The organism is Sporolactobacillus pectinivorans (assembly GCF_002802965.1).
GTDB lineage: Bacteria > Bacillota > Bacilli > Bacillales > Sporolactobacillaceae > Sporolactobacillus > Sporolactobacillus pectinivorans.
The window spans coordinates 3,074,561-3,099,977 of the sequence record NZ_NXGA01000001.1 but is presented as its reverse complement, the minus strand read 5'-3'; the positions used below and the strand labels follow the sequence as shown (position 1 = coordinate 3,099,977).

25 protein-coding genes and 1 riboswitch are annotated in these 25,417 nt (G+C 43.7%); of the genes, 19 read left to right on the top strand and 6 right to left on the bottom strand.

The window, feature by feature from the left end:
- Window positions 1-111: 111 nt before the first annotated feature.
- From COP04_RS15250 to COP04_RS15240, 3 genes are all read right to left on the bottom strand, one after another.
- A complete protein-coding gene (locus COP04_RS15250) occupies window positions 112-1,149 on the bottom strand; it encodes a sensor histidine kinase (protein ID WP_100488795.1) in 1,038 nt (345 codons plus the stop codon).
- Window positions 1,150-1,151: 2 nt separating this feature from the next.
- Window positions 1,152-1,826 (bottom strand): response regulator transcription factor, encoded by a 675-nt coding sequence (locus tag COP04_RS15245; protein ID WP_100488794.1) that lies wholly within the window; start codon window positions 1,824-1,826, stop codon window positions 1,152-1,154.
- 112 nt (window positions 1,827-1,938) lie between these two features.
- On the bottom strand, window positions 1,939-2,415 hold the full coding sequence (locus tag COP04_RS15240; RefSeq protein WP_100488792.1) for a YslB family protein: 477 nt from the start codon (window positions 2,413-2,415) through the stop codon (window positions 1,939-1,941).
- Window positions 2,416-2,634: 219 nt separating this feature from the next.
- On the opposite strand from COP04_RS15240, the gene COP04_RS15235 reads away from it, so the two are divergent.
- From COP04_RS15235 to COP04_RS15185, 10 genes are all read left to right on the top strand, one after another.
- Entirely contained in the window at window positions 2,635-3,240 is a 606-nt protein-coding gene (locus tag COP04_RS15235) for a succinate dehydrogenase cytochrome b558 subunit (RefSeq protein WP_100488791.1), read from the top strand.
- Window positions 3,241-3,347: 107 nt separating this feature from the next.
- Window positions 3,348-5,099 (top strand): succinate dehydrogenase flavoprotein subunit, encoded by a 1,752-nt coding sequence (sdhA, locus tag COP04_RS15230; RefSeq protein ID WP_100488790.1) that lies wholly within the window; start codon window positions 3,348-3,350, stop codon window positions 5,097-5,099.
- A gap of 13 nt (window positions 5,100-5,112) precedes the next feature.
- Window positions 5,113-5,883: a succinate dehydrogenase iron-sulfur subunit gene (gene sdhB / locus COP04_RS15225; protein ID WP_420852764.1), complete on the top strand. Its 771-nt coding sequence runs from the start codon at window positions 5,113-5,115 to the stop codon at window positions 5,881-5,883.
- 124 nt (window positions 5,884-6,007) lie between these two features.
- Window positions 6,008-6,232: a helix-turn-helix domain-containing protein gene (locus tag COP04_RS15220; protein ID WP_010026148.1), complete on the top strand. Its 225-nt coding sequence runs from the start codon at window positions 6,008-6,010 to the stop codon at window positions 6,230-6,232.
- A gap of 312 nt (window positions 6,233-6,544) precedes the next feature.
- On the top strand, window positions 6,545-7,660 hold the full coding sequence (locus COP04_RS15210) for a methyl-accepting chemotaxis protein (RefSeq protein WP_100488788.1): 1,116 nt from the start codon (window positions 6,545-6,547) through the stop codon (window positions 7,658-7,660).
- Window positions 7,661-7,682: 22 nt separating this feature from the next.
- Entirely contained in the window at window positions 7,683-8,849 is a 1,167-nt protein-coding gene (locus COP04_RS15205; RefSeq protein ID WP_100488787.1) for a phenylacetate--CoA ligase family protein, read from the top strand.
- Between the two features lie 246 nt (window positions 8,850-9,095).
- A complete protein-coding gene (locus COP04_RS15200) occupies window positions 9,096-9,236 on the top strand; it encodes an FbpB family small basic protein (protein WP_100488785.1) in 141 nt (46 codons plus the stop codon).
- A gap of 464 nt (window positions 9,237-9,700) precedes the next feature.
- On the top strand, window positions 9,701-10,480 hold the full coding sequence (murI, locus tag COP04_RS15195) for a glutamate racemase (protein WP_100488784.1): 780 nt from the start codon (window positions 9,701-9,703) through the stop codon (window positions 10,478-10,480).
- Window positions 10,481-10,861: 381 nt separating this feature from the next.
- Entirely contained in the window at window positions 10,862-11,641 is a 780-nt protein-coding gene (murI, locus tag COP04_RS15190) for a glutamate racemase (RefSeq protein WP_100488782.1), read from the top strand.
- Window positions 11,642-11,735: 94 nt separating this feature from the next.
- Window positions 11,736-12,632: a PhzF family phenazine biosynthesis isomerase gene (locus tag COP04_RS15185; RefSeq protein ID WP_100488780.1), complete on the top strand. Its 897-nt coding sequence runs from the start codon at window positions 11,736-11,738 to the stop codon at window positions 12,630-12,632.
- A gap of 319 nt (window positions 12,633-12,951) precedes the next feature.
- Here COP04_RS15185 and COP04_RS15180 read toward each other — a convergent pair whose 3' ends face one another.
- On the bottom strand, window positions 12,952-13,965 hold the full coding sequence (locus COP04_RS15180) for a ketoacyl-ACP synthase III (RefSeq protein ID WP_100488779.1): 1,014 nt from the start codon (window positions 13,963-13,965) through the stop codon (window positions 12,952-12,954).
- Window positions 13,966-14,116: 151 nt separating this feature from the next.
- Here COP04_RS15180 and COP04_RS15175 point away from each other — a divergent pair, with 151 nt between their 5' ends.
- Genes COP04_RS15175 through COP04_RS15165 form a run of 3 tightly spaced genes read left to right on the top strand, consistent with a single transcriptional unit; the run spans window position 14,117 to window position 16,258 of the window.
- Window positions 14,117-14,440 carry an ArsR/SmtB family transcription factor gene (locus COP04_RS15175; RefSeq protein ID WP_100488777.1) on the top strand — a complete coding sequence of 108 codons (324 nt, stop codon included), beginning with the start codon at window positions 14,117-14,119 and terminating at the stop codon, window positions 14,438-14,440.
- Between the two features lie 28 nt (window positions 14,441-14,468).
- Window positions 14,469-14,903, top strand: a complete 435-nt coding sequence (arsC, locus tag COP04_RS15170; RefSeq protein WP_100488775.1) for an arsenate reductase (thioredoxin) — start codon at window positions 14,469-14,471, stop codon at window positions 14,901-14,903.
- Between the two features lie 59 nt (window positions 14,904-14,962).
- Window positions 14,963-16,258, top strand: a complete 1,296-nt coding sequence (locus COP04_RS15165) for an arsenic transporter (RefSeq protein WP_100488774.1) — start codon at window positions 14,963-14,965, stop codon at window positions 16,256-16,258.
- Between the two features lie 424 nt (window positions 16,259-16,682).
- Here the strand turns inward: COP04_RS15165 and COP04_RS15160 are convergent, their stop codons facing one another.
- Complete coding sequence (locus COP04_RS15160) at window positions 16,683-16,931, bottom strand: SHOCT domain-containing protein (protein ID WP_239984897.1); 249 nt, start codon at window positions 16,929-16,931, stop codon at window positions 16,683-16,685.
- A gap of 490 nt (window positions 16,932-17,421) precedes the next feature.
- Between COP04_RS15160 and COP04_RS15155 the strand changes: the two genes are divergently transcribed.
- From COP04_RS15155 to COP04_RS15130, 6 genes are all read left to right on the top strand, one after another.
- Window positions 17,422-19,821, top strand: coding sequence for a heavy metal translocating P-type ATPase (locus COP04_RS15155; RefSeq protein WP_100488772.1), 2,400 nt, complete (start codon window positions 17,422-17,424; stop codon window positions 19,819-19,821).
- A 51-nt stretch (window positions 19,822-19,872) separates the two neighbouring features.
- The gene (locus tag COP04_RS15150) at window positions 19,873-20,088 is read left to right on the top strand and encodes a copper ion binding protein (protein ID WP_100488771.1); all 216 of its coding nucleotides are present in this window, start codon (window positions 19,873-19,875) and stop codon (window positions 20,086-20,088) included.
- Window positions 20,089-20,150: 62 nt separating this feature from the next.
- Window positions 20,151-20,366 carry a copper chaperone CopZ gene (gene copZ, locus COP04_RS15145; RefSeq protein WP_100488770.1) on the top strand — a complete coding sequence of 72 codons (216 nt, stop codon included), beginning with the start codon at window positions 20,151-20,153 and terminating at the stop codon, window positions 20,364-20,366.
- A 586-nt stretch (window positions 20,367-20,952) separates the two neighbouring features.
- Window positions 20,953-21,618 carry a PspA/IM30 family protein gene (locus COP04_RS15140; protein WP_100488769.1) on the top strand — a complete coding sequence of 222 codons (666 nt, stop codon included), beginning with the start codon at window positions 20,953-20,955 and terminating at the stop codon, window positions 21,616-21,618.
- A gap of 95 nt (window positions 21,619-21,713) precedes the next feature.
- The gene (locus COP04_RS15135) at window positions 21,714-22,217 is read left to right on the top strand and encodes a DUF4178 domain-containing protein (protein WP_100488768.1); all 504 of its coding nucleotides are present in this window, start codon (window positions 21,714-21,716) and stop codon (window positions 22,215-22,217) included.
- A gap of 19 nt (window positions 22,218-22,236) precedes the next feature.
- Entirely contained in the window at window positions 22,237-23,052 is an 816-nt protein-coding gene (locus COP04_RS15130) for a DUF4247 domain-containing protein (RefSeq protein WP_157800332.1), read from the top strand.
- A gap of 178 nt (window positions 23,053-23,230) precedes the next feature.
- Here the strand turns inward: COP04_RS15130 and COP04_RS15125 are convergent, their stop codons facing one another.
- Window positions 23,231-25,144: an APC family permease gene (locus COP04_RS15125; RefSeq protein WP_338062853.1), complete on the bottom strand. Its 1,914-nt coding sequence runs from the start codon at window positions 25,142-25,144 to the stop codon at window positions 23,231-23,233.
- Between the two features lie 103 nt (window positions 25,145-25,247).
- Window positions 25,248-25,370, bottom strand: a riboswitch (cyclic di-AMP (ydaO/yuaA leader).
- Window positions 25,371-25,417 lie beyond the last annotated feature (47 nt).

Here is a 25,417-nt window from a genome sequence, read left to right as displayed (position 1 = left end):
CCGCAGGACGCGGCGCTTATGTTCGGACCTTACACTTATGATTGTAAGCTGCAAAACAGGGCGGTTCCCTCGATCTATCTTACAATTGGGTACTGCTGCCTTACATTCTTGTCACATTGAATGTTCTCTTGCGACTCCCGTGTAATCTATGTTATTCGGGAAATCCAGGATAACCGTCGTTCCCTTGCCTTCTTCCGACGAAATTGAGATGTTATGCCCCAGCTTCAGCGCCAGTGTCTTTGCGAGATACAACCCGATACCTGTTGAATGACGCGCTTTCCTGCCGATTGCACCGGTAAACCCTTTCTCAAAAACACGCCTGATATTTTCAGGACTGATGCCCCGGCCGTTATCTTCAATGATCAGCCGGTTTCCTGAGCTGTATTTTCTTCCGCTGATCCTGACCCTGCCCCGGACATCTGTGTATTTTAAGGCATTAGAAATAAGCTGATCAATGATAAATTCCAGCCATTTTTTATCGGTTAAAATTTGTAGATCCAAGTCAGAGAGCGCCACACTGATTTTTTTTGCAATAAAAAGCTTGGCATATTTTTTGAGCACAGGATTCACAAGATCATGGAACGCGTACTCACTGATAAAATAGTCGTTTGAAAAACTGTCCGTACGTGAGTAATACAGTGCCTGCTCGACGAAGTAGTCAATCTTTGAAAATTCATCTTCCAGTCTGTCAAGAATCTGTTCCTGAGACTGCCCTTCGTTATGATTGATCAGCATCTTTCCGGCTGCGATCGGCGTTTTCACCTGGTGGACCCATGCCATGACGAAATCTTTGTTTTCTTCAATGCTGTGCTGCAAATCTTGAACCTTCTGTCGGTTGTCCCGCTCTATTTTGTCCAGCAGTCGGCAAATTTTTTTCTGCCCGGCCGTTTTTGGGGCAGGCATAGCGGTCAGCCGATACCCGGACAAGGCATTCGCTGCCTGTACCAAACCTGACAAAAAGCGGCTGCATCTGAGAAAATCAAAAAGCAAGTAGAGCAGAAATAAAAAAAGGACCACGGCATGCAGATAGATCAGGTTGCCGATTCTCAACCGGACAGAGGGTTCCAGATAAAGGAAAATCGTAATGAATACCATAGCAGCTATGTAAAAAATAAAAAGAAACACACGGTCTCTTATATATTCTGTCACTCTCACTCCAGCAGATACCCTTGTCCTTTCTTTGTTTTGATCAGTGATTCAAGTCCGATTTCCGTCAGTTTCTTCCTCAGACGGACAACATTGACAGTCAGCGTGTTGTCATCCACAAAGCTTTCATCCTCCCAGAGCGCCCTCATGATTTTATCGCGTGACAGCACTTCTCCTGCGTGCTTCATCAGCATATAGAGAATCCTGAATTCATTCTTTGTCAGATCGATCTGATGATCGTGATAAATAAGGCGGGAATCTTTCAGGTTCAGCACGGTGCCCCCGTACCCCAGAACTTGCGGCTCATGATCTGGATAAGAGTAGGTACGTCTCAGCAGCGCGTTGATTTTAGCCATCAGCACATCCATGTCAATCGGCTTCTGAATAAAATCATCGCCTCCCATGTTCATGGCCATAATCTTGTCCATCCGTGTATCCCGTGAAGAAATAAAGATGATCGGAACTTTGGAGATTGCACGCAATTGCTGACACCAGTAGTAACCGTCAAACGCTGGCAGATTGATATCAAGAAGGACAAGATGGGGCTTGCAATTGATGAATGCCTGGATGATGTGATCAAAGTCAGCCACGCCAATCCCGTTGAAACGCCACTTTTTCAACGTGTCGATGATTATTTCTTTCATTATCGGGTCGTCTTCTACAACAAAAATGGTAAACATGGGAGCCCCCCTTTACCTTTCAGCTTTGGAACGGTTTGAATATGATTAGTCAAAATGCCGGACAGATCGCCCGGCATTTGATGCGCTTAATTACCCTTTCAATTTTTGCCTGTTATTCTGAATCCGATAGGTCCTCAACAGTATCCTGTGCATCCCATTTGACAAGAAAAACCACCTTTTTGGCGCGGCCCGTACGCACCTCTGTGTAGGCCTCAGCAATGAAACCATGGATCTTCTGGATCTGTTCGGCGATAAATCCGGCCTCCATTGTGAACTGCACGGATCCGGGATTATCTTTAATTCTCGATTCTATGAGAGCTGAATGGCATTCGAAAACCATTTTGCTTTTTCCTTTTTCAGTTAATTCAAGGTTTCCCCAGCCTGCCTGTTCAAAGAAAACCGCAATTTTTTCCTCGTTTTCAAGCGGATGCAGTCGTGCCAGTTTGCGACCGGCCCAATACAGGATCGATGCAGTCTCTTTTCCAAGCAATTCCGGAATCAGCTGATTTCTGATTAATTCATAGCCAAAGGCCGGAACAGTGGTGTCTCCATATTGTTCGGGCTGCGGACTGGTTTCTTTTTTTGTCATCTCTAAATCCCTCCACGCACTATTATATCTTTTTTTATCGCCATTCACTATGAAAACATAGAAGATAGCGTTTTCAGCTGAGAATTGACTCTGAAAAATCCGGGGTTTACAATTAATTTGAAGTGATTGTGGTTATATTTATTCGAAGCAAATGACTACAATCTATATGTACTATAATTAAATAAAAGCGCTATCATCCATTGGAGGGGGAGGAGAAGCATGGCTGATCACGATTATGCCAATCACCGATTGCATTCTTTGTTAGGAGTCATACCGGTCGGTTTATTTCTTGTTGTTCACCTGACAATTAATTATCAGGCGACAAAAGGGCCTGCGGCTTTCAATCAGGCAGCGTCAATTATGGAAAGTTTGCCGTATCTGCTTTTTCTGGAGATCGTTCTGATTTATTTGCCGATCTTGTTTCATGCTGTTTATGGTGTTTACATCGCGTTTACTGCCAAAAATAATGTCGGAAATTTCAGCTTTTTCAGGAACTGGATGTTTCTGCTCCAACGGCTCTCAGGACTGTTTCTTGTAATTTTTCTAGCCTGGCATGTCTGGCAGACAAGAATAGCGATGGCGCTCGGCACGCCCCTCAATTATGAATTGATGGCTCATATTCTTAGCAATCCGGGAATTATTATTTTTTATATTATTGGGATCTTGTGTGCCGTCTATCATTTTTCAAACGGTCTCTGGTCGTTTGGTGTGCATTGGGGGATTCTTGTCTCGCCAAAGTCCCAGAAAATAGGAACTTATGTCACGCTCGTTATTTTCGTGCTGTTGTCTTATGTCGGTATACGGGCGCTGTTCGCGTTCATTTAATCTTACAGACTATCAGGCTAGTGTTCGAAGGGATGACAGAGAGATTCACCGCTGATCATTGACTTTTCGAACACCCGCTATCAAATGGCAAAAAGGAGTGACCCCAAATGAGTAAAGGAAAAATCATCATTGTCGGCGGAGGTCTCGGTGGTTTGATGTCCGCGGTTAAGGCCGCGGAGGCAGGCGTGGAAGTTGATCTTTTTTCAGTTGTTCCTGTTAAACGCTCACACTCTGTCTGTGCGCAGGGCGGTATTAACGGCGCAGTGAACACGAAGGGCGAAGGAGATTCTCCGTGGGAACACTTTGACGATACAATTTATGGCGGAGACTTTCTTGCCAACCAGCCGCCTGTAAAAGCGATGTGCGAAGCGGCGCCGGGTATCATTCATCTGTTGGACCGCATGGGCGTGATGTTCAACCGTACGCCGGAAGGATTGCTTGATTTTCGCAGGTTCGGAGGCACGCAATATCACCGTACGGCTTATGCCGGAGCGACGACGGGTCAGCAGCTGTTATACGCGCTGGACGAGCAAGCGAGGCGCCAGGAAGTCAACGGACTGGTCCATAAACATGAGTATGAAGAGTTTCTTTCAGCAGTCACTGATGAAGACAACGTCTGCCGCGGGATTGTGGTTCAGGACATGAAAACGATGGAAATTTCGGTTTTCCGCGCGGATGCTGTCATTATGGCAACCGGCGGTCTGGGTGTGATTTTTGGAAAATCAACGAATTCAATGATCAACACCGGTTCGGCGGCATCAACTTTATATCAGCAGGGGGCTTACTTTGCGAACGGGGAATTTATCCAAATTCATCCGACAGCGATCCCTGGTGAAGATAAACTAAGGCTGATGAGCGAGTCGGCGCGCGGCGAGGGCGGACGGCTCTGGACTTACAAGGACGGAAAACCGTGGTATTTCCTTGAAGAGATGTACCCGGCATATGGAAATCTCGTGCCCCGTGATGTAGCAACCCGGGCTATTTTCGATGTCTGTATCAATCAGCACTTGGGTATCAATGGAGAAAACATGGTTTATCTCGATCTGTCTCATAAAGATCCGCATGAACTGGATATCAAGCTGGGCGGGATCATCGAAATCTATGAAAAATTTGTCGGTGAAGATCCGCACAAAGTACCGATGAAGGTTTTCCCGGCTGTCCATTACTCGATGGGCGGGCTCTGGGTTGATTTTAATCAAATGACCAATATCAAGGGCCTGTTTGCCTGCGGCGAGTGTGATTACCAGTATCACGGTGCGAACCGGCTCGGCGCGAATTCGCTGCTCTCCGCATTGTACGGCGGCATGGTTGCCGGTCCAAATGCGGTGGAATACATCGACGGGCTGGGTAAAGACAGCCAGGAAACTTCATCTGAGCTCTTTGAAGATGCTTTGAAGCGTGAACAGGAAAAATATCACCGGATTACATCGATGAACGGCAGCGAAAATGCCTATGTTCTGCACCAGGAACTGGGTGAATGGATGACAAAATATGTGACCGTTGTCCGCGAGAACAAGACTTTGCTGGAAGCAGATAGGCATATTCAGGAATTGATGGAGCGTTATAAAAATATTAATATCAATGACACGTCGAAATGGAGCAACAGCGGCGCCTCGTTCACCCGCCAGCTTTGGGATATGCTTGAACTTGCAAGGGTTATTACGCTGGGTGCCTACAATCGCAATGAAAGCCGCGGCGCACATTATAAACCGGAATTCCCGGAACGAAACGACAAAGACTGGCTGAAGACAACAAAGGCCAAATTCAATCATGGGAAAAACGGGCCGGATTTTGAATACGAAGATGTTGATATCTCACTGATCAAGCCGCGCAAGAGAGACTATTCACACAGCAAATAAGGGGGAGAGGGACATGAGTGAAGTGAGTCATCCGAAAACGATTCAGCTGATCATCACACGACAGGATGGGCCGGATTCGACCCCTTATAAAGAAACATTTGCGGTGCCCTATCGGCCGAACATGAATGTTATTTCCGCACTGATGGCAATCCGGCGCAATCCGGTCAATGCAAGAGGTGAAAAAACGTCGCCGCCGCAATGGGAGATGAGCTGTCTGGAAGAAGTGTGCGGTGCCTGTTCAATGGTCATCAACGGACGCCCGCGCCAGGCCTGCACCGCACTCATTGATAAACTGGAGCAGCCGGTGCGCCTGGAACCGATGAAAACTTTTCCGATTGTTCGTGATCTGGTTGTTGATCGCAGCCGGATGTTCAACGCTCTGAAGAAAGTCAAAGCTTGGATACCCATAGATGGCACCTATGATCTTGGCCCGGGCCCGCGCATGGCGGAAAACAAGCGCCAGTGGGCTTATGAATTGTCCAAGTGCATGACCTGTGGGGTCTGTCTGGAAGCCTGCCCCAATGTTAATAGCAAGTCCGGCTTTATGGGGCCGGCCCCGCTGTCCCAGGTTCGCCTTTTCAACGCGCATCCGACAGGTACGATGAACAAAGCGGAGCGGCTGCGCGCTATTATGGGGAAGGGGGGCATCGAGGGTTGCGGAAATTCCCAGAACTGCGTGGAGGCATGCCCTAAAGGCATCCCACTGACAACATCGATTGCCGCATTGAACCGGGCAACGGTTACCCAATCATTTAAAGATTTTTTTGGCAGCGATAATCAATAAAGCGGCATGAGAAGCGGCACCGGCATTTAAAATGGTACACACATATCAATCGCGGCTGTCATAAAATACTAGTGACTAAAAGCCTTCCCCGCCCGCTCTTTTGCTGAGCAAGGAGGGGGAATTGTTGAAGGAAGAATATCATCGTCCGAAACCATTGCTGACGAAGAGGGAAAGAGAAGTCTTTGAACTGCTCGTTCAAGACAAGACAACAAGAGATATTGCCAAAGAACTCTTCATTAGCGAGAAAACAGTCCGCAACCATATTTCAAACACGATGCAGAAGCTTGGTGTGAAAGGACGCTCCCAGGCGGTTGTCGAACTGCTCAGGCTCGGAGAACTCAAATTATAGCACCGGCCGGTTCCTGATGAAGGGCCGGCTGTTGTTTTTTATATACAAGTAATGAAAGATCTTTTTATGGGCGGCAACGTTCATTCAGAGCCATTCCACGTTGGATTTTCGAAAATAATGTCTGTAGTCCTTTTAGGGGAACAGGTCAATCAATCTGTTCTCCCTTTTTTATACTGTAAAGTCTTGCAAGTCAGCAAGTTTTCTTCAGATATATCTATCGTTGATTTTCACGAATTAAAAACTAAATGTTTATTTTTGATCGCCGATATTAAAAACGTAATATATAAATAATTTAGGGAAAGGAATTGGAGCATGAACATCAGATTAAAGTTGTACATAGTCATATCTGCTATTTTCATTTTCCCAAATTTATTACTTACGTATTTTTTTGTAAGCAGCGGTTTTAAAGTGTGGGAGGGGGTTATACCATTTATTTCCCTCTGCGCGACCATCATTGGACTTATCATAGTTTACCGGGGCGTGCCGCTTCAGCCACCTAACAAGCTGTCAGATGCGTTTGCAGAAAATGACACATCAACTTCTCGGGGAAGTGATACTGGGCAAAATACGAAATATGCAGTCTCTGACTTGTCTCACCAAACAGTTGCGTTAAATGATCGGGTAGAGACACTCGTTAATGTTGCCGGAGACATATCGCATGGTGCAATGATCCAGACGAAGAATGTGGTTAAAAGCACAGATACGATAACAGAAATTACAAGTGGTATTCAACAGATTGCTTCCAGTTCAGAAAAGGTTTCAGACACATCAAGAAAAGCATCGGTTGCAGCGGATGAGGGCTATAAATTAATCGGTGATTTGCTCACAAAAATGCAATCCATTTATCAGATGACAGATCAGCTGTCAAAGTTCATAGCTAATCTTGCCGATCATTCAGGTCAAGTTGATCAGATTGTCCATACAATCACAGGCATAGCCGAGCAAACAAGATTATTGTCTTTTAATGCGAATATTGAAGCGGCCAGAGCCGGTGAATACGGAAAAGGCTTCGCAGTCGTGGCTAATGAAATCGGAAAGCTATCGAATAAATCCAAAGAAGAAACAGATCATATTTCCAACATTTTATCTTCGATTCAATCAAACGTAGCAAAAGCGGTCGACATGGTGTCAAACAGTATGGAAAAAGTCTCAGACGGCATGACAGCAATGAACGCTACGAAAAGCTATTTTGAGACGATTATTCAGGAAGTAAGCGGTACTTCTGATCAAATTATGGAGATGACAGCTGCCGTACAGCAGCTGTCGGCGGGAACCGAAGAGGTTAAAAATATTACTGAATTCACCATGAAAGTGCAACAAGGCGGAACAGCTAAGATCACCCAGCTGGATACTCTTTTAAAAGAATTCAAGTCTTCTTTTGAAACGATGAAAAAAAATTATAGCGACTTAGAATCAGGTATCGAATAAGAAATTACAGGGGGTTAAGATCATGAATGATGTCTTTGTCACTTCAGCATTAAGGTCATCTTTTTACCGGAAAAAATTAGCGGGGTTATCCATTAATAGATGGGAGGATATTCCCTTTACGACAAAGGATGAGCTTCGAAACACTTCAGCATATGATCTGTTAGGTGCGCCTATTGAAAGCATTGCCACATACCATGAAACAAGTGGTACGACAGGTACACCTACTCCAAGCTGGTACAGTCATTCCGATGTAACTAAAGAATTCAAAGTGATTCTTCAATCGAAATTAAATTTGAATAAAAGTGACATTCTTCTGAATCGATTCCCTTTTGCCCTAGCTATTCCTTCTTTTATTTTGTACTGGGCATGTCAGGAGGCAGGTGCTGCTCATATTGGCGCAGATAAGGCAAGCATGATTACTCCTGATCAAAGAGTTGTAGAAATCATGCAAAGAGCAAAACCAAGTATCTTGGCACTGTTACCGTCAGAGGCTGAAAAAATATATGAAGTTGCCAAACAGCTCCACATCCCATTCCCTACAGAGGGATTAAGGGCCCTTCTTCTCGCGGGAGAATTAGTTTCACCCAAACGAAAGGAATATTTTGAAAAACTTTGGGGTGTTCCTGTATTTACTTTTTTTGGGAGTACAGAAACAGGAGGCTTGTTTGTAAGCGATCAGGATGGTTATTATCGATTGAATAATCCACATGTAAAGATTGAAGTTGTTGATGATAACGGCTATCCGGTGCCTCATGGCGTCCGCGGCAATGGTGTCCTGTCAACCACCCGGGAGGGAATGCCTCTATTACGTTATTATAATCACGATCTGTTAGAAATTAGGGACCCGGATCCGGCAAGTGAGGATCAAACCCCTATCTTGATCCACTACGGCAGAGATGAAAATACAATTAATTGGCATGGAAAAGAATGGACCTTTTATGATTTACAAGAATTGATCTATTCTTTGGATCGTATACCGCTATTGTGGAAGGTCAAACAAAATGGAGAAACCGTTACGTTTATACTGCAATATGAGCCGGATCAGGATATATCGGCTGACATGATTAAAAATGAAATTTTTAAACGATCTGATCTTGAGGCTGAAGTGCGGATAGAGGATATTATTCCACTTGAGAAACTGGTTGGGAAACCGGTTTACAGTAAATATGTTCATATTGAAAAAGAATAAACACGATGATAACACCGGCCGGTTCCTGATGAAGGGCCGGCTGTTGTTTCGGAGACGAATACAGTACAGTCACCTCTTTTAAATAAGCGGTAAAACTATTTATAAGAGCGTAAAGTTGTGGGGGAGCACGACACCCGGTTACACCGGGATAGATTAGATAGTATACATTTTTTGTTGATTAGTTAATAGAAAATTCATAATTCGTTTTTATAATTGGATGTAACATATAAGAAAGGATGATCAAGCATGAAAAAAAGACTATCATACACTCAACTTCTGAAAAATAATAGAGAGGAAATCAATAAGGATAAAGAGGAAATGAAGAGAATTGATGAAAAAATAGAGCGAAGGCATACAACTGAAATTCTGAAGCCAAGATTTGCTTGATTAAAAGGTGGGGCCTGCGAGCGTGCGGGCTCTTTTTTAATACGAGAAATCCTCACATCGCAGCACAGGGAATAAAGCATATGCATAGATAGATAGTCACGTCATGCCTTCGTTTCCTTTAAGACATTCGTCAGCCGTATCCATAATCCATTTAACCGCATCGTTTCCCAGATCGTTAACTGAAATGGCTTTCCGTCAATGATCATTTCATGGTGTAGCCAGTCATAGTCGATCATTCGTATATGAAAAAAATATCTGCCGGTTTTGTGTGACCGCTCTCTGGCACTTAGCGATCGGAGTATCTATAATTATGAGGTACTCATTTCCCCTAATTTAGGTCATTAACCGGTTTTTTTCAGTACGTGCTGACTGTTTTTTTTTTTATTATATTTCATGCATTTTTAATGCGGGGAAGATATACTGGGTATTATGAGTGATAAAAAGAAAAAAAGAGAGTGGAATCAGTGAAGATAGCCATTTTTGACTCCGGTATCGGAGGGATGACAGTCCTTCATCAGGCGATGAAATTGCTGCCGGACGAAGATTATATTTTTTATGCAGATACGGCACACGTGCCTTATGGAGAAAAACCAAAAGAAAACGTAAAAAAATATGTTCTTGAGGCGGCGGATTTTCTGGCTGCCCAAGACTTAAAAGCGCTGGTAGTGGCTTGCAATACGGCGACAAGCGTTGCGATCGAGGACCTTCGCCAAAAGTTCAGTTTTCCTGTACTCGGGATTGAACCTGCGGTAAAACCGGCTGTTTTGGAAAGTGAAAAAAAAAGGAAAAAAGTTTTGGTTCTGGCAACAAGATTAACGCTTAAGGAAGAGAAGTTCCATCATTTGGTGGAGCGCATTGATAAGCATGATATCGTTGACGGGCTCCCGCTTCCAGGGCTTGTCACATTTGCTGAAAACTTTAATTTTCACGAAGATCAGATCACGTCTTATTTAAGAGAACAGCTGAAACCGTTTGATTTGAAAGAGTACGGTACTGTGGTGTTAGGCTGTACCCATTTTCCATTTTTCAAAGACATGATCAGGAAAATATTTCCTGAAAGCGTGAATATTATCGACGGAAGTATAGGAACGGCTAAGAATCTAAAACGAGTATTGGATGGTCGTCATCAAGTCGGCGGCGGGACGGGCGCTGTTTCGTTTTATAAATCAAGTGTAAAAGTAGAAGATCAGGTGACTCTTAACCAGTATCAAAAATTGTTGGAGAGGCTGGATCATTTGCAATAATTGGGTCTGCTTATACTGAGAAGAAGGGCTGCACGAATAAAGCACAGTTACATGAAAAGGAGTCCATCTTCCGAGACCATAAAAAAATGGTTGAGATAAGCCAGTTGTGCAAAGGAAAATTCCGGATGCCACCCCACTCAGAGCAAGAGATAAATTCATGATCGTTGACATAACAATCGGGTGTACAGTGACAATAAAATTGTTTAATAGTGAAGGCGTGAAGCCGCATTCCTACGCTGTAAATTGTTCCATTATAAAATAAAGCTGTTTAAAGTTATCAATAACGAGTGCCTTATAATGAACAGTAGACGAATACTGTGCAATTAAAAGATGATATAATTGAGCGCTGTGAATAACAAACATATAAAGAGAGTGACATTCATGAAAATAGCTGTATTCGATTCTGGTATTGGTGGAATGACAGTTCTCCATCAGATTATTAAATTATTGCCAAATGAAGATTACATTTATTATGCAGACACAACACATCTCCCCTACGGTGAAAAGCCCAAAGAAATTTTGAAAAAATATATTTTCCAAGCAGTTGATTTTCTGATTGATCATGATATTAAAGCTCTTGTTGTCGCATGCAATACGGCGACCAGTGCAGCTATTGAAGATTTGCGAATGAGTTATTCATTTCCAATTATCGGCATTGAACCTGCTGTCAAACCCGCTGTTTTGGAGAGTGAGACAGAAAATAAAAAGGTACTGGTTTTGGCGACAAGGCTGACACTTAAGGAAGAAAAGTATCATCATCTGGTTAACCGTATCGATAAGAATGACATTGTTGATGGTCTCCCGCTACCGGAACTTATTACTTTTGCTGAAGCCTTTAACTTTCAAGAAGAACAGATTGTACCTTATTTAGAAGAGCAGCTGAAACCTTTTGATTTGAGCCAGTACGGTACTGTTGTCCTAGGGTGTACTCATTTTCCATTTTTTAAGGATATCATCGAGAAATCATTTCCAAAGGGTACAAGTATTATCGATGGGAGTATGGGAACCGCAATGAATTTGAAAAGAACGCTAGAAAAACGTCATCAAATTGGTGGAGGAACCGGATTAATTACATTTTATAAATCCGGTGAAAAAGTGGAAGATAAAGATACACTGAGACACTATGACGGACTACTAAAAAAATTGGATTGTTTATTATAATTTTTTGATAAACCGTTCATGTATCTTTTAACATAAGTGATTTCTTCCTAGTCTAACCTCAAGGAATAACATTTGCATAGAGGAGGCCATAAAAATGAAATCAATAAAAGTTTATCATTATGATGCATTTACTAAAGAAGTCAATAAAGGTAATCCAGCGGGCATCGTTTTTGATAGTGACACTCTGACAGAAGAAGAGATGCATAACATTGCCCATAAAGTGGGTTTTAATGAAACAGCATTTGTTTTAAAATCCGGAGTTGCTGACCTCAAGCTACGTTACTTTACACCAGGTCAAGAAATGAGTCTTTGTGGAAACGCAACTATTGCAACCCTATATGCATTAAAAACGAGAGGAATGATAGGTGATGACAAAGAAATAACTGTTGAAACCCTGGCAGGAATTTTGCCAATAAGAGTTAATTCAAATACAAATAATGAAATAACCATTACAATGCAACAAGCTGCCCCACAATTTAAAGAATTTAAGGGTTCTAAGAAGGACCTCGCAAATTTAATCGGATTAAATGAGGGTGATATTGACGACAATCTTCCCATCGTTTACGGGAGTACAGGGACTTGGACTCTTTTGGTTCCGATTCGTCAACTTTCTGATTTTAAGAAAATGAAACCAGAAAACGCATCGTTCCCATCTCTATTAAAAGAAGAACCACGAGCATCGACTCATCCTTTTTGCTTGAAAACGTTTGATTTTCTTGCAGATATGCATGGCAGACACTTTTCTTCACCCTATTCAGGTACTACAGAAGACCCTGTTACGGGTACTGCTTCAGGCGTAATGGGGGCATTTTACGCTAAATATATTAAAAAAAATAACTTTGATGCATCTTTAAATCTTATCATCGAACAAGGAAATGAAATTAAAAAAGATGGTCGGGTTATTGTAAACATCTCAAAAAGTGGTACTACTTATGATGTTGAAGTTACTGGAAATGCTGTATATGTAAAAAATTTTGAAATGATCATATGAGCTTCGCAGTTCGTCTTTACTGCGCAGCTGCAAAATGAAATGAGCGATTGGGTGAAGGATGAACGATCAAGTTTTTTGCACTGCTCAATATATTCAGTTTTACGCGTTTCCCCGATATTATTGACAACGCTTAACAAGCCTGGAAATATATTTGCTGTTCATAGACAGTTCACTTTTTTTAAAATTAACGTCGCATGAATTCAAATGTAGAATGAATTTCACCCAAATCAGTGCCTACAAAAATGTCTGTGAAGGGTGATAGATGCTGGACGACCGATACTTTTTGAGAACGACTGATTTATCCCCGCAACAAATGACTTTACTGCTTCATAATGTTGCTGTTGTCCTGTTCATTAAGCCTGCATCTGATAATCTGTCCGCAATGAACCAGTCCTCCTCCAAATCCATAAAGGAGCAGGCAATCATTCTTTTTGATTGTTCCAGCCTTAATGGCTTCTGAAAGAGCAAGAGGAATCGTGGCGGATGATGTGTTTCCGTAATACTCAAGGCTGTACAGTACTTTTTCCATTGGAAAATCTAATCGCTCGCAGATTGATTCAACCATTCTAAGATTTGCACTGTGAGGTATAAACCAATCAATATCTGTGAAATCAAATCCGCTGTTTTCAACTAATTGTATAACGCTTCTGGTAACGTTTTTTACTACCCATTTATATAGTTCACGACCGTTTTGCACCATTTTTCCAGTGTCGATTAGTTTTGCACCATTCATCACTTTTGATAGCCCGGTTCTATAAAGCATTTTGCCCATACTGCCATCTGAGCCCATAAATGATCCTAAAAAATCAGAGCTGCCCTCACTATACTCAACGATCGCGGCACCAGCCCCATCACCAAGAAGCACACATGTCGAGCGATCTGTATAATCCGTTGCTTTCGACATCGATTCAGCGGCCACAACTAAAACTTTTTTATTTAGCCCACTTGTTACAAGTCCGTTTGCAACATGGAGGATATATTCAAATCCTGCGCATGTCGCATTCAGATCAAAAGCACCGGCTCCACTTATATGAAATTTTGCCTGCACCTGAGCGGCAACACTTGGAAAAGCAAAATCGGGCGTTGAGGTAGATACAATAATCAAATCGACATCATCCAGAGAAATAGGGTATCTGTCGGTCAAATTCTGTACAGCTCCAAATGCCAGATCGCTGGTAAATTGATCTTCCGGAAGTATTCTTCTTTCTCTTATCCCGGTTCTTCTTACAATCCATTCATTTGAAGTATCGACCATCTGTTCCAGATCATCGTTTGTTAGCTTTCGCTCTGGTACATAAGCACCTATAGCAACTATTCTTGCTTTTGATTTCATTATATTACCTGCTTTTTTTATGCTTATTATACCAGATATTATTATCAGGTACTAATTAATTTATAAAAATATCTCTTTGTGTCTTCTAAGTTGCTCGATACATAAGTAAGTAATAATATAATCATATGTATATATAATCGGAGGAAAATGTATGATAACAAAAATCGATGACATTTCCGATCTGTCGTCCAAACTCAAACTTCTGGGGGACAGGACGCGGCTGACCATCCTGTCTTATTTAAAAGTAAAGGAGCTATGTGTCTGCGAATTGGTCGATCTATTGAATGCTTCCCAGCCCGCCATCAGTCAGCATCTGAAGAAGCTGCGCGTTTCGGGGATCATCAGAGAACGAAAACAGGGTACATGGGTGTACTACCGTTTAAACGAACAACTTCCTGTTTATCTGTCAGCCGTCATTGATTCACTGCCGGATCAGGACGTTAAAGCCTGTGATAATCCGGACTGCTGCTCATAAAAGAAACAACATGGAGGAAAAAAGAAACATGACAAAAAAAACCATCTATTTTCTTTGCACCGGCAACTCCTGTCGAAGCCAGATGGCTGAAGGTTTTGGCAAGAAATACCTTGGAGCGGAATATGATGTACGTTCCGCGGGTATCGAGGCGCACGGGCTGAATCCCAATGCCGTGAAAGCAATGAAGGAAGCCGGAATAGATATTTCCAGCCAGAAATCCAAGCTTATTGACATGAATCTTCTAAACCAGGCTTACCTCGTCGTTACACTGTGCGGCGATGCCGAAGAACGCTGCCCGATGACGCCTCCGGGCGTGAGGCGCGAGCATTGGGGCTTCGATGATCCTGCAAAAGCCGAAGGAACAGAAGAAGAAAAATGGGCCGTGTTCCGGCGTGTCCGTGATGGGATAGGCCTGCGGATCCGCCAATTCGCTGAAGGTGAAAAAGCCGGTCTCCATCAATAATACAAGGAAAACCTATGGTTAGTCCATCAACTTTCTCAGTTACTGAAGGAGTACAGAAAATGTCCGCAGTCTTAGCTATTATTGTTTTCTTGCTTACGCTCATTCTCGTGATCTGGCAACCGAAAAACCTATCAATTGGCTGGTCGGCCTGCGGCGGTGCGCTGCTCGCCCTGCTAGCCGGTGTAGTACACTTGCGTGATGTCCTGACCGTTGTCGGTATCATCTGGAATGCGACACTTGCTTTTGTCGCCATTATTATCATTTCACTGATCCTAGACCATATAGGCTTCTTCGAGTGGGCCGCCTTGCATATGGCGCGGATCGCGCACGGGAACGGCATCTGTATGTTTATTTTCATATCCATTCTCGGTGCGCTGATCTCGGCGCTTTTCGCTAATGACGGTGGCGCGCTGATTTTGACGCCCACTGTTCTGGCAATGGTTCGTGCGCTTAACTTTGACGAGCGGTGCATTTTTCCGTTTGTGATTGCAAGCGGGTTTATCGCGGATACAACATCGCTGCCGCTTGTCGTCAGCAACCTTGTCAATATTGTGTCAGCTGATTTTTTCGGTATCTCGTTCGGAAACTATGCTTTGCACATGGTCTTTCCGACGATATTTTCGCTGATCGCAAGCATCACCGTTCTGTACCTCTACTTCCGCAAAGACTGGCCGGATCACTATCAGCTCGCTGACTTAAAGAAACCGTCCTCAGCTCTGAAGGATATCCGCATGTTTCATATTTCTTGGTTTGTCCTCGCAGTCCTAGTCATTGGCTATTTTCTCAGTAGCCTGGCCAAAATTCCGGTTTCTTTTATTGCATTGGCGATTGCCGCCTTTTTCTTGTTTCTTGGGGTCCGGAGTTCAGCCATTCATACGACAAAAATTCTAAAAAGTGCACCGTGGAGCATTGTCTTTTTTTCGCTGGGCATGTACGTCGTTGTCTATGGACTAAGAAATGCAGGCCTAATTCATCTCCTTGCCCGTGTAATTGAACAAGGGAGCAAGGGTGGACTTTTCACAGGAACACTGATGATGGGTTTCCTGTCCGCTATCCTTTCAGCGATGATGAACAACATGCCGACGGTTATGATTAACGCGCTGTCTATCGATGCGACATCAATTTCCGGTGTGATGCATCAGGCACTTGTCTATGCAAATGTGATCGGGGCGGATCTCGGCCCGAAAATGACTCCGATTGGTTCTCTTGCTACATTGCTCTGGCTGCATGTCCTGTCCGAAAAAGGGATTAGAATCAAATGGGGACAGTATTTTAAAATTGGCGTTGTAATTACACTCCCGGTTCTGTTTGTAACGTTGTTCGGGGCGTATTTATCCGTCCTGATTTTTGGCTGAAGCGGGTGAGTACAGATAGATGGTGCGCGCACTCTTAATCTTTTTCCTCACAGGATGTACCGAAATCGGGGAAGGATACTAGATTTGGTAATAGCATCGTGCCGGTGTCTCCGGATGATTCGGTGATCGAGGGATTTGTGCTTTTTTCTGTGGTATCATCTCAACCTGGAAGCCCTTCCTAAATTCGGGCGGGTCTATGCTGACTTATGGTGAGGTATTTATTCCATGGACCTGTTCGGGGGGAGGTGAATCAACAGCAAAACACCTAATCTGTATGATTTCATTAGGGGACTAATCCGCCTCAATGAACCTGCAGTTTTCATTGACAGTACGTAAAAGTATCGTTTCTGCGATATGTATATAAAAAAAGGTACAGGGAGAAAGCCAGTGGCTCTCTCCCTGTACCTTTTTGTTCAAGCTGATTTCACTCATGTAATAAATTCTTTAATTTCCGATACTCTTCTTCCGTAATCTCGCCCTTGGCCAGGCGTTCATTTAAAATCGCCTGACTTTTATCGGTCGCTGGCGGTTGAGGTTGATTCAACAATTTTTTGATCAGGATAATCACTAAATAAATCACAGCGGCGAACAGCAACAATTGAACGAGCCATCCTACCAGGCCCATACCGATACCAAAACCGTTCATCATACCATTGCCATACCAACCCATCATGACGGGTCACCAGCCTTTCAATTTTTATTTTACCATAACCCACTGGCGCAATATAAAAAATCCTGCTCAAGTTTGGTTTCAGAAATTGTAGAGGAAAATTATGAAGAGACAATAAAGATGTTTTATTTATAAATGGCTTCAACGACAGAGCTTTATGGCTTTCTGATTATCCAGTGTACTTCCAGTACGTATGAATGATTTCTGAAAAATATATGATATATTTTATTTTCCCACGAAAACTATATATTTGTCCATCAAAATAGAAAGTCAAGAAGGAGCAGAGACGTTGATCCACCTAAATAGATAAAAAACTGTCGAACAAATAATTTGACATAAATACCCCCAATGGGTATGATTTAGCTGAAAAAGAAAATAGCAGCATCTGAAAATCCTTTCATGGACAGAGCTGGTTTGATTCAGTCCATGCAACTGGCCGATTCTGGATATGCCATTTTCTTCTATATGAATTGATGTTAAGGGGATGAGATTCATGAGTTCGAAGGCCATGCAGATTGGAATTACTGGGATGACATGCGCTTCATGCTCAACACGAATAGAAAAGTCGCTCAACAAGATGGAGGGTGTCGAGGCCAATGTCAACCTCGCTCTGGAAAAAGCGAAGGTGACAATTGACGGAGAAAGGGCAAAACCTGAAGACGTGGTACAAAGAATTGAGAAGCTGGGATACGGGGTACGGGCACAAAGACTGGACGTCGATATTCTCGGCATGACGTGCGCTTCCTGTGCCACGCGTATTGAAAAAGGATTAAATCGTTTGGCTGGCGTGGTATCGGCCCAGGTTAACCTGGCAACTGAGTCAGGGACTGTGGTCTTTCAGCCGGGGATTACCGAACCCAATGCGATATATAATCAGGTCAAGAAACTCGGTTACAAAGCTGTTCCAAAACAATCACAGGCGGAAGATGAAAAAGCGAAGGAACTGCGCGGAAAACTTCAAAAGCTGATCCTTTCTGCTGTTCTTTCGCTGCCGCTGCTCTATACGATGATTGCTCATCTGCCCTTTAATACAGGTCTTCCGATTCCTCATTTGTTAATGAATCCGTGGTTTCAACTTGTGGTAGCCGGTATTGTACAATTTTATATTGGCGGACAGTTTTATGTCAGTGGAACAAAAGCTCTTTTAAATAAAAGTGCTAATATGGATGTTCTGGTTGCACTGGGTACGAGCGCTGCTTACTTTTACAGTACATTTGAAGCCTTACGCTATCAGTTTGCTGGGCTGATCCATCCAGATCTATATTTTGAGACGAGTGCGATTTTAATTACGCTTGTACTGCTGGGTAAATATTTTGAAACCCGGGCGAAACGCCGGACGACTGCGGCAATTACGCAACTCATGGGCCTTCAGGCAAAAGAAGCGACGGTTATTGAAGATGGAAAAGAACGAAAAATACCAATTGATCAGGTTACGGTCGGAAATTTGTTACGAGTAAGACCCGGTGAAAAAATTCCTGTAGACGGTGTTGTTGTTGACGGCAGTTCATCGGTTGACGAATCGATGATCACCGGCGAGTCCATTCCTGTTGAAAAAGGAATGAATGACAAGGTGATCGGTGCTACTGTGAATGCCAACGGTACATTGATAATGAAAGCAGAGAAAGTGGGCAAAGAGACGGCACTTGCCGGCATCGTTAAAATTGTTGAAGAAGCACAGGGATCAAAAGCGCCGATTCAGCGTCTGGCAGACAGCATCTCAGGTGTTTTTGTCCCGATTGTCATTGGCATCTCTGCTGCTGCTTTTCTCGTCTGGATCCTGTTTGTCACACCCGGTCAATTCGCACCGGCACTGGTTGCGGCAATCAGTGTGCTTGTCATTGCCTGCCCATGCGCATTAGGTTTGGCAACACCGACATCAATTATGGTTGGAACCGGTAAAGGGGCTGAGAACGGTATTCTCTTCAAAGGAGGTGAATATCTCGAAACGACGCAAAATCTTCAGGCTGTTCTGTTCGATAAGACGGGTACGATCACCAATGGGAAACCGGAAGTCACAGACGTTATTACCCTAAATGGCGCTGAAAAGGAAAAGCTCGTGGCACTGGCCGCTTCGGCTGAATCGGCCAGTGAGCATCCGCTCGCGCAGGCGATTGTGAACTATGGGAAAGAGGCAATCCATAACCTTCCTTCTTCTAATGAATTTAAAGCACTGGCCGGTTATGGAATCAAAGCTGCCGTTTCCGGAAAAAAAATCGCGATCGGGACGCGTCGCTTAATGAAAGAGGAGCGCATTCCTTATTCGGACGCCGAGGATCAGATGAAGAAACTCGAATCAGAAGGCAAGACCGCAATGTTTGTTGCCTATGAGGGCAAACTTCAGGGCATCATCGCTGTAGCCGACACGATTAAGAAGTCTTCGAAGCAGGCAATCGAAGAATTGAAGGCACGCGGGCTCTCAGTGTACATGATTACGGGGGACAATGAACGGACGGCACAGGCGATTGCCAGACAGGCAGGCATTGATCATGTCTTTGCTGAAGTCCTTCCTGAAGAGAAGGCGGCAAAAGTCAAAATCCTGCAGGGAAAAGGATTGAAAGTAGCGATGGTCGGTGACGGAATCAATGACGCTCCGGCCCTAGCTACAGCGGATATTGGCATGGCGATTGGCACCGGAACGGATGTGGCGATCGAAGCTGCTGATATCACACTGGTTGGCGGTGACCTTCTGCATATTCCGAAAGCGATCGACCTGAGCCGGAAAACGATGCGGAACATCCGTCAGAACCTGTTCTGGGCTCTGTTCTATAATACGGTAGGCATTCCGGTTGCTGCCCTGGGTTTGCTTGCTCCATGGGTGGCCGGTACGGCGATGGCTTTCAGTTCCGTCTCAGTTGTCACAAACAGTTTACGTCTGAAACGAGTCAAAGTCTGAACCGGTGAATTTTAAAAGCTGTAAAAAAATAATAAAGGGGTTTGAATAACTATGGCAAAAACAACATTGGATGTTAAAGGCATGATGGGGGATCACTGCAAAAACCTGGTGACGAAGACATTGAAAGGACTTGACGGCGTATCGGCAGTTGACGTTGATCTGAAATCCGGTGAAGCTTCTGTCGTGTATGATGAAGCTAAAGTCCAATTCAGCAAGATGAAAGAAGCCGTAGAAGAACAAGGCTACGACGTCGCCGGGCAGCACTAATCTTGAAACCCCGTAACCCATTATTCAAACAAATTTTTCACATAAAAAAGGAGACTGAGATTATGGCACAAACCACGCTTGATGTAAAAGGCATGCACTGTGGACACTGTAAGATGTCCGTCACAAATGCTTTAAAGGAATTGGACGGTGTATCAAATGTTTCGGTGAATCTTGAAAAAGGTAAAGCCGTTGTTGAGTATGATGAAACTAAAGTCCAGTTTAGCAAGATGAAGGAAGCTGTTGAAGAACAGGGCTACGATGTCGTTGGACAGAATTAATTTAGAGAAGTGTCTCGCCTGAAATGGGCTGGGGCACTTTTTTAATACATAGAATGCGCCAAGTATGGAGTTTCTTGAGAAATATCACTTATTTTACATTGTTTCTATACATTTATCGTGTAACCTTATTGCGGTTGAAGACGGACGGTGTAGTTGAGGCAAGGTAAATGAGTGAACGGTTGTTACGGGATACTGACAGATCAGGGCTTATGCATTTAAAAAGTTGAGGAATATTCTTCCTAAAAACCGTAAAATGTGAAGAAAAGACCGTTTTAAAGAGAATCAATGACGCATTTAAATTGTTGAAATGAAATAGTATTGTCATCGAATGTTATCGGAATTTGTCACATCTCATGAATTTAAAATAAAACCCACTATTTTTTCATTAAAAACATCATTTATTTTCATTACTCCTTCAGTTTCATCGTGTAATATTATATTAATAAGAGTTCTGCTATTGGAGTAAAACAAGTGATCGAATGTAATCGTTAATCGGAGAAAAAAACTACAAGCCGTTTAAAAATAGTTGATTATCCTTTAAAATAAAGGAGTATTGACTTGAAAAACAATCAGGAGGTTTTATTGAATGTCGCTATTTAAAAGACTGCGTGACCTTACTGTTTCAAATATCTATGCTTTAATTGAAAAGGCGGAAGATCCGGTCAAGATGACCGACCAGTATTTGCGCGATATGCAGGAGGACCTACAGGAAGCGGAACACGGTGTCGCCGCGCAAATCGCTCTTGAAAAGAAATTCAAAGCGCTCTATGAAGAGCAAAAAGCGCTTGTAGCCAAACGTGAAGAACAGTCACACCTTGCTGTTGAAGACGGAAACATCGATCTGGCGCGAAGGGTTATTGAAGACAAGCAGAGCGCTGAGCAGAAAATGAACGAGTACAAAGAACGCTATGATCAGAATCAGGCGGCTGCAGAAAAACTCCGCCACAAACTGGATGATATGCGGAAGCAGGTTGCCGAGCTGAAAGATAAGCGGGAAACGCTGGTCGCAAGAGTCAACGCCGCCCAGGCGCAGAAAAAGATCAATGACACCATGTCCGGTTTCGATGCGAATACGGCCATGGCTGGTTTAAAACGCATGGAAGAAAAGACACTGCAAATGGAGGCAGAAGCCGAAGCGAGTGGCGAAGTTTATAAGAAAGAGACATCCATTGACGAAGAGTTCGAGAATTTGGGAAAGGACAAGAAAGTTGAAAACGAACTGGCAAGATTAATCGCGGAGCACAAAAAATAAAGAAAGAACAATAGGCTAAAATAATGAGCCGGCATGCCGAGTGGATTTTAATGACGGCTGTCGGCGTTATTTTTATGGATTGAGAGGAGAAAAAAATGTCGATTTTTCATCGAATTGTCAATTTAGTGAAAAAGCCTGAACCTCCAATTGAAGAAAAAACACCTTACACGCTAACAATTGGTGATATTGTGGATATCTCTCTGGCCAGCTATACTGTTGCCGGCAGAGCACTTTTTCCACAGCGCAGAGAGGTTTTCTTCACTTTAAAGGACGGCAGTGCCATTAAATATTTTCGAGTGGCCAAGAGAGAAAAACTGAATCTGGCACTCTATGATGCGATTGACGGGCGTCTTGAAGACATCAATGAAATTCCAACAACTATTGAAATGGAAGGGACTTTGTATCATCTGGAGGATCAGGCGATTGGCGCGGCTCATGCATCGGGCGATACACCTTTTTCATCCACTGAGGAACGTTATCTTTGGGATTTTCAATCCGATAATGGGAAGCTGCTCCGTATTGAATGGCAGGCCGGCCAGATGATGCTTTATGAAGGGGAAGACATCCTGCCAATGGATGTCAGCATCATTCAGTCATGAAAAGAGGGGAGCGTTGAACATGTTCAGACGATTGTCAAAAACCATAAAAATGATTCTCGCCGTAGTAGTCGGTGTTTCCATATTAGCCGGATGTTCCGCGTCCGGGCCCGGACAACAGGCTGTAAGCGGAGGTTATCCGCTGATCTCCGTATCCAAAAACGGGAACCAGGAGTCTTATATTTATCAGGCCGATAAGCAGTCCGTTCCCGAAGTAGCCAAGAAACTAAGCAGCCAGAAGAAGCCTGATCAGATATCCAAAAACAGCGTTCAGCAAATGTTCCTTGTCTATCCTAATGAATTATACGACATTCAAAGAGACAAAAAGAATCCAGCAAATACCCTGATTGAAGTGAGTAACAAAGAATTTGTACGTAACAATTATAGTTCGTCGTTTCTGAGGGGCTTTCTGTCTGGAGTTCTTTTGGATCATTTGTTTCAACTAGGCAGTGGCTCCCTTGGCAGCTATCGCGGATACACAGGTGGTAGGACGGTCCCGTCATCGGCAAAATATCAGCCACCCACTGCCAGTGAAAAGAAAACAATTCCTCCAATAACGAAGCAGACAACAGGCTCGATTATTAAAAGAAGCCGTTCCGGTAACAGTCCGAACACGTTATCAAGCACATTTTCAAAAATTAAAAACAGCGTGACGAATGATGTGGGGCAGGCGATTCGTTCAGCTGAAAACAGTACCGGGAAAATCTTTAAATCGAATACTGGCCAGGGGAGCAATAATGTATTCCCAAAAAATTCTAGAATTTCAGTACCGAAGAATAATTCACCGCCCAAAATCAGCACAAAAGGTTTTGGAAGAATCATGAAACGAAGCAGATGAGCTGCATCGCCTCGAACGAGGCACCGACAGTTCAATAAGTATTTAGGTCATTTTGTAATCGGTTAACAAAAACGGACAGACAAAACCACCATCTTATTTGAGATATGCTCCCCTTTGAGTTGACAGGGGGAAGATCATTTGGAGATGGTGGTTTTATTATTGAACCCTCTTCATTAGTCTATTTTTTTAAATGGAACGGAACAGTCGTGATAACGACATCCTTGTGCAGAAAAAGCCATGTACGCAGAATCAGAGCACTCTGATTGTGGAGGAGGTTGTGCCAGCTTTTCTTCATGATGAATTGCGGCATCAGGATATGGATATAGCTGTCCTTTCCTTTTTCTTTCTGGATATCATGTATAAAAGATGATATAGGCGCAATCAGAGAACGATACTGACTTTGGAGCACAATCAGTTTGCATGGCGTTCCCCACTCTTTCCATTGCTTTTGAATGGTTTCGATCGAAGCGTCATCAAATCCGACGTAAACGGCGATGACATTTGTGTCAATGCTTTTTGCGAATGACAATGTGTTATTAACGACACGGTGAATACCAGATATCAGGACGATCGAAGTCACCTCATGCGCAATTGGCCGATCTTTCAGCAAGTCTATATGGAGCTGAGAACCAACTTCTTTATAGTGCTTTGATATCGTTAAGGAAATCCAGGCAAACCAAGGTAAAATGACGATGATAATCCAGGCCCCGCCTGTAAACTTCGTGACTGCGAAAATCAGTGCGACACATGCGGACACTACAGCGCCAATGCCATTAACAGTTAAGTTCACTTTCCAGTGACGGCCCTTGATATGGCCCCAGCGACGAACAAGGCCGATCTGGGCAATCGTGAATGAAACAAACACGCCGATGGCATAAAGTGGAATCAGCGCATTGGTTTCCGCATGGAAGAATACGACCAGTAAGCCGGCAAGCGCGGCCAGTGTGATCAGGCCGTTTGAATAAGAAAGCCGGTCACCGCGCTGCGCCAGCTTACGCGGGAGAAATCCGTCGGAAGCAACAATCGCTGCGAGCTGGGAAAATCCATTGAACGTTGAGTTGGCTGCCAGAATCAGAACAACAAACGTTGACCAAGTGATCAGCTGATAAATCAGCCCATTGCCAAAAATCAAAGCAGTCAGCTGTGAGAGCATCGTGTTGCTGGGATTAACAGAAATACCGTGTACGTACAGATGATAGGAGATACCCACCAGAGTGATGCCTTCAAGAATACCAAGCGCTATATACGTTTTGATAGCATTTTTTTGTTTTGGACTACGGAAAATGGGTACGGAGTTGGATATGGTTTCAATGCCGGTTAAAGCGGAACAGGATGAGCTGAATGCTTTCAGCACCAGCAGCGCTGTCAAATCCTTCGGCACAGTGCCAAAAGATGGAGTCGCTGCCTGAACGAAACCATATCTGAATTCATTGAAAAAGCCAAATGCAATAAGTGCCATCATGCAGGCCATAAAAAAGAAAGTCGGCCATGCAAGTACTTTTGCCGCCTCAGCAACACCGCGCAAATTGATGAGCAGTAAAACGAGAATACAGATCAGGGCAATGGTTGTCCGGTAGGGCGTTACGACCGGATACGCAGAGGAAATAGCGGCTATGGCCGCAGAAACGGAAACTGCGACGGTCAATACATAATCGATGAGAAGAGCGCTCGACGCTGTAACTGCCACCCAGGAATGTTTAAAATTGTCCCGTGCAATCGCGTAGGCTCCTCCGCCATTCGGATAAGCAAGAACACCCATAATATAGGAATTAATCAAGATGGCGAGCAGAAGGACGGCCGCAACCGTGATTGGCAGAATGAGCCATTTCGCATCCGGTCCTAATTGAGCCAGCTCGGTCATCCCCGCTTCAGGACCATAGGCCACTGATGAGTACAAGTCGGCGGATAGTATCGGAAGGGCGATGAGCCAGAATAAATGATTGCTTTTTGAATGAAGCGACTCCGTTTTCATTGGACGGCCAATAAGCACACGCTTGACCAGACTAAAATTTTGCAGACACAGCCAGCCTCCGCCAGCCACGATAACAATCAATAAGACATTTAACCACTCTACGTTTTCCAAAGGTCCCACCCTTTTCAGATTCCAGTCTTATCACTTAATATGGAAGTGTATCAAAATAAAAATACCGCTGAGCACAAGCTCGCGGCATGATTTCAGCACACAAAGTTGTCCCATCTTCTCTCCGAACGCTGACGAGGTTAGCTGACGGATTCGGGCAAGAAAGTTGCCCTACCTAAAAAGGATTCACCCCTGAAAACCGGTTCCCCCGCTTCTTTGAATTAAGCGATTTAAGATGTTGGAAAGTTTTATTCTTATATTAAACAGTAGTTTACTTCTGCATTC

Coding starts and splice junctions, on each gene's coding strand:
- sdhA (WP_100488790.1), top strand. CDS start 3,348: ATGAGTAAAGGAAAAATCATCATTGTCGGCGGAGGTCTCGGTGGTTTG.
- COP04_RS15140 (WP_100488769.1), top strand. CDS start 20,953: ATGTCGCTATTTAAAAGACTGCGTGACCTTACTGTTTCAAATATCTAT.
- copZ (WP_100488770.1), top strand. CDS start 20,151: ATGGCACAAACCACGCTTGATGTAAAAGGCATGCACTGTGGACACTGT.
- murI (WP_100488782.1), top strand. CDS start 10,862: ATGAAAATAGCTGTATTCGATTCTGGTATTGGTGGAATGACAGTTCTC.
- COP04_RS15135 (WP_100488768.1), top strand. CDS start 21,714: ATGTCGATTTTTCATCGAATTGTCAATTTAGTGAAAAAGCCTGAACCT.
- sdhB (WP_420852764.1), top strand. CDS start 5,113: ATGAGTGAAGTGAGTCATCCGAAAACGATTCAGCTGATCATCACACGA.
- COP04_RS15155 (WP_100488772.1), top strand. CDS start 17,422: ATGAGTTCGAAGGCCATGCAGATTGGAATTACTGGGATGACATGCGCT.
- COP04_RS15245 (WP_100488794.1), bottom strand. CDS start 1,826: ATGTTTACCATTTTTGTTGTAGAAGACGACCCGATAATGAAAGAAATA.
- COP04_RS15175 (WP_100488777.1), top strand. CDS start 14,117: ATGATAACAAAAATCGATGACATTTCCGATCTGTCGTCCAAACTCAAA.
- COP04_RS15130 (WP_157800332.1), top strand. CDS start 22,237: ATGTTCAGACGATTGTCAAAAACCATAAAAATGATTCTCGCCGTAGTA.
- COP04_RS15180 (WP_100488779.1), bottom strand. CDS start 13,965: ATGAAATCAAAAGCAAGAATAGTTGCTATAGGTGCTTATGTACCAGAG.
- COP04_RS15210 (WP_100488788.1), top strand. CDS start 6,545: ATGAACATCAGATTAAAGTTGTACATAGTCATATCTGCTATTTTCATT.
- COP04_RS15200 (WP_100488785.1), top strand. CDS start 9,096: ATGAAAAAAAGACTATCATACACTCAACTTCTGAAAAATAATAGAGAG.
- COP04_RS15240 (WP_100488792.1), bottom strand. CDS start 2,415: ATGACAAAAAAAGAAACCAGTCCGCAGCCCGAACAATATGGAGACACC.
- COP04_RS15185 (WP_100488780.1), top strand. CDS start 11,736: ATGAAATCAATAAAAGTTTATCATTATGATGCATTTACTAAAGAAGTC.
- COP04_RS15165 (WP_100488774.1), top strand. CDS start 14,963: ATGTCCGCAGTCTTAGCTATTATTGTTTTCTTGCTTACGCTCATTCTC.
- arsC (WP_100488775.1), top strand. CDS start 14,469: ATGACAAAAAAAACCATCTATTTTCTTTGCACCGGCAACTCCTGTCGA.
- COP04_RS15150 (WP_100488771.1), top strand. CDS start 19,873: ATGGCAAAAACAACATTGGATGTTAAAGGCATGATGGGGGATCACTGC.
- COP04_RS15235 (WP_100488791.1), top strand. CDS start 2,635: ATGGCTGATCACGATTATGCCAATCACCGATTGCATTCTTTGTTAGGA.
- COP04_RS15205 (WP_100488787.1), top strand. CDS start 7,683: ATGAATGATGTCTTTGTCACTTCAGCATTAAGGTCATCTTTTTACCGG.
- COP04_RS15160 (WP_239984897.1), bottom strand. CDS start 16,931: ATGATGGGTTGGTATGGCAATGGTATGATGAACGGTTTTGGTATCGGT.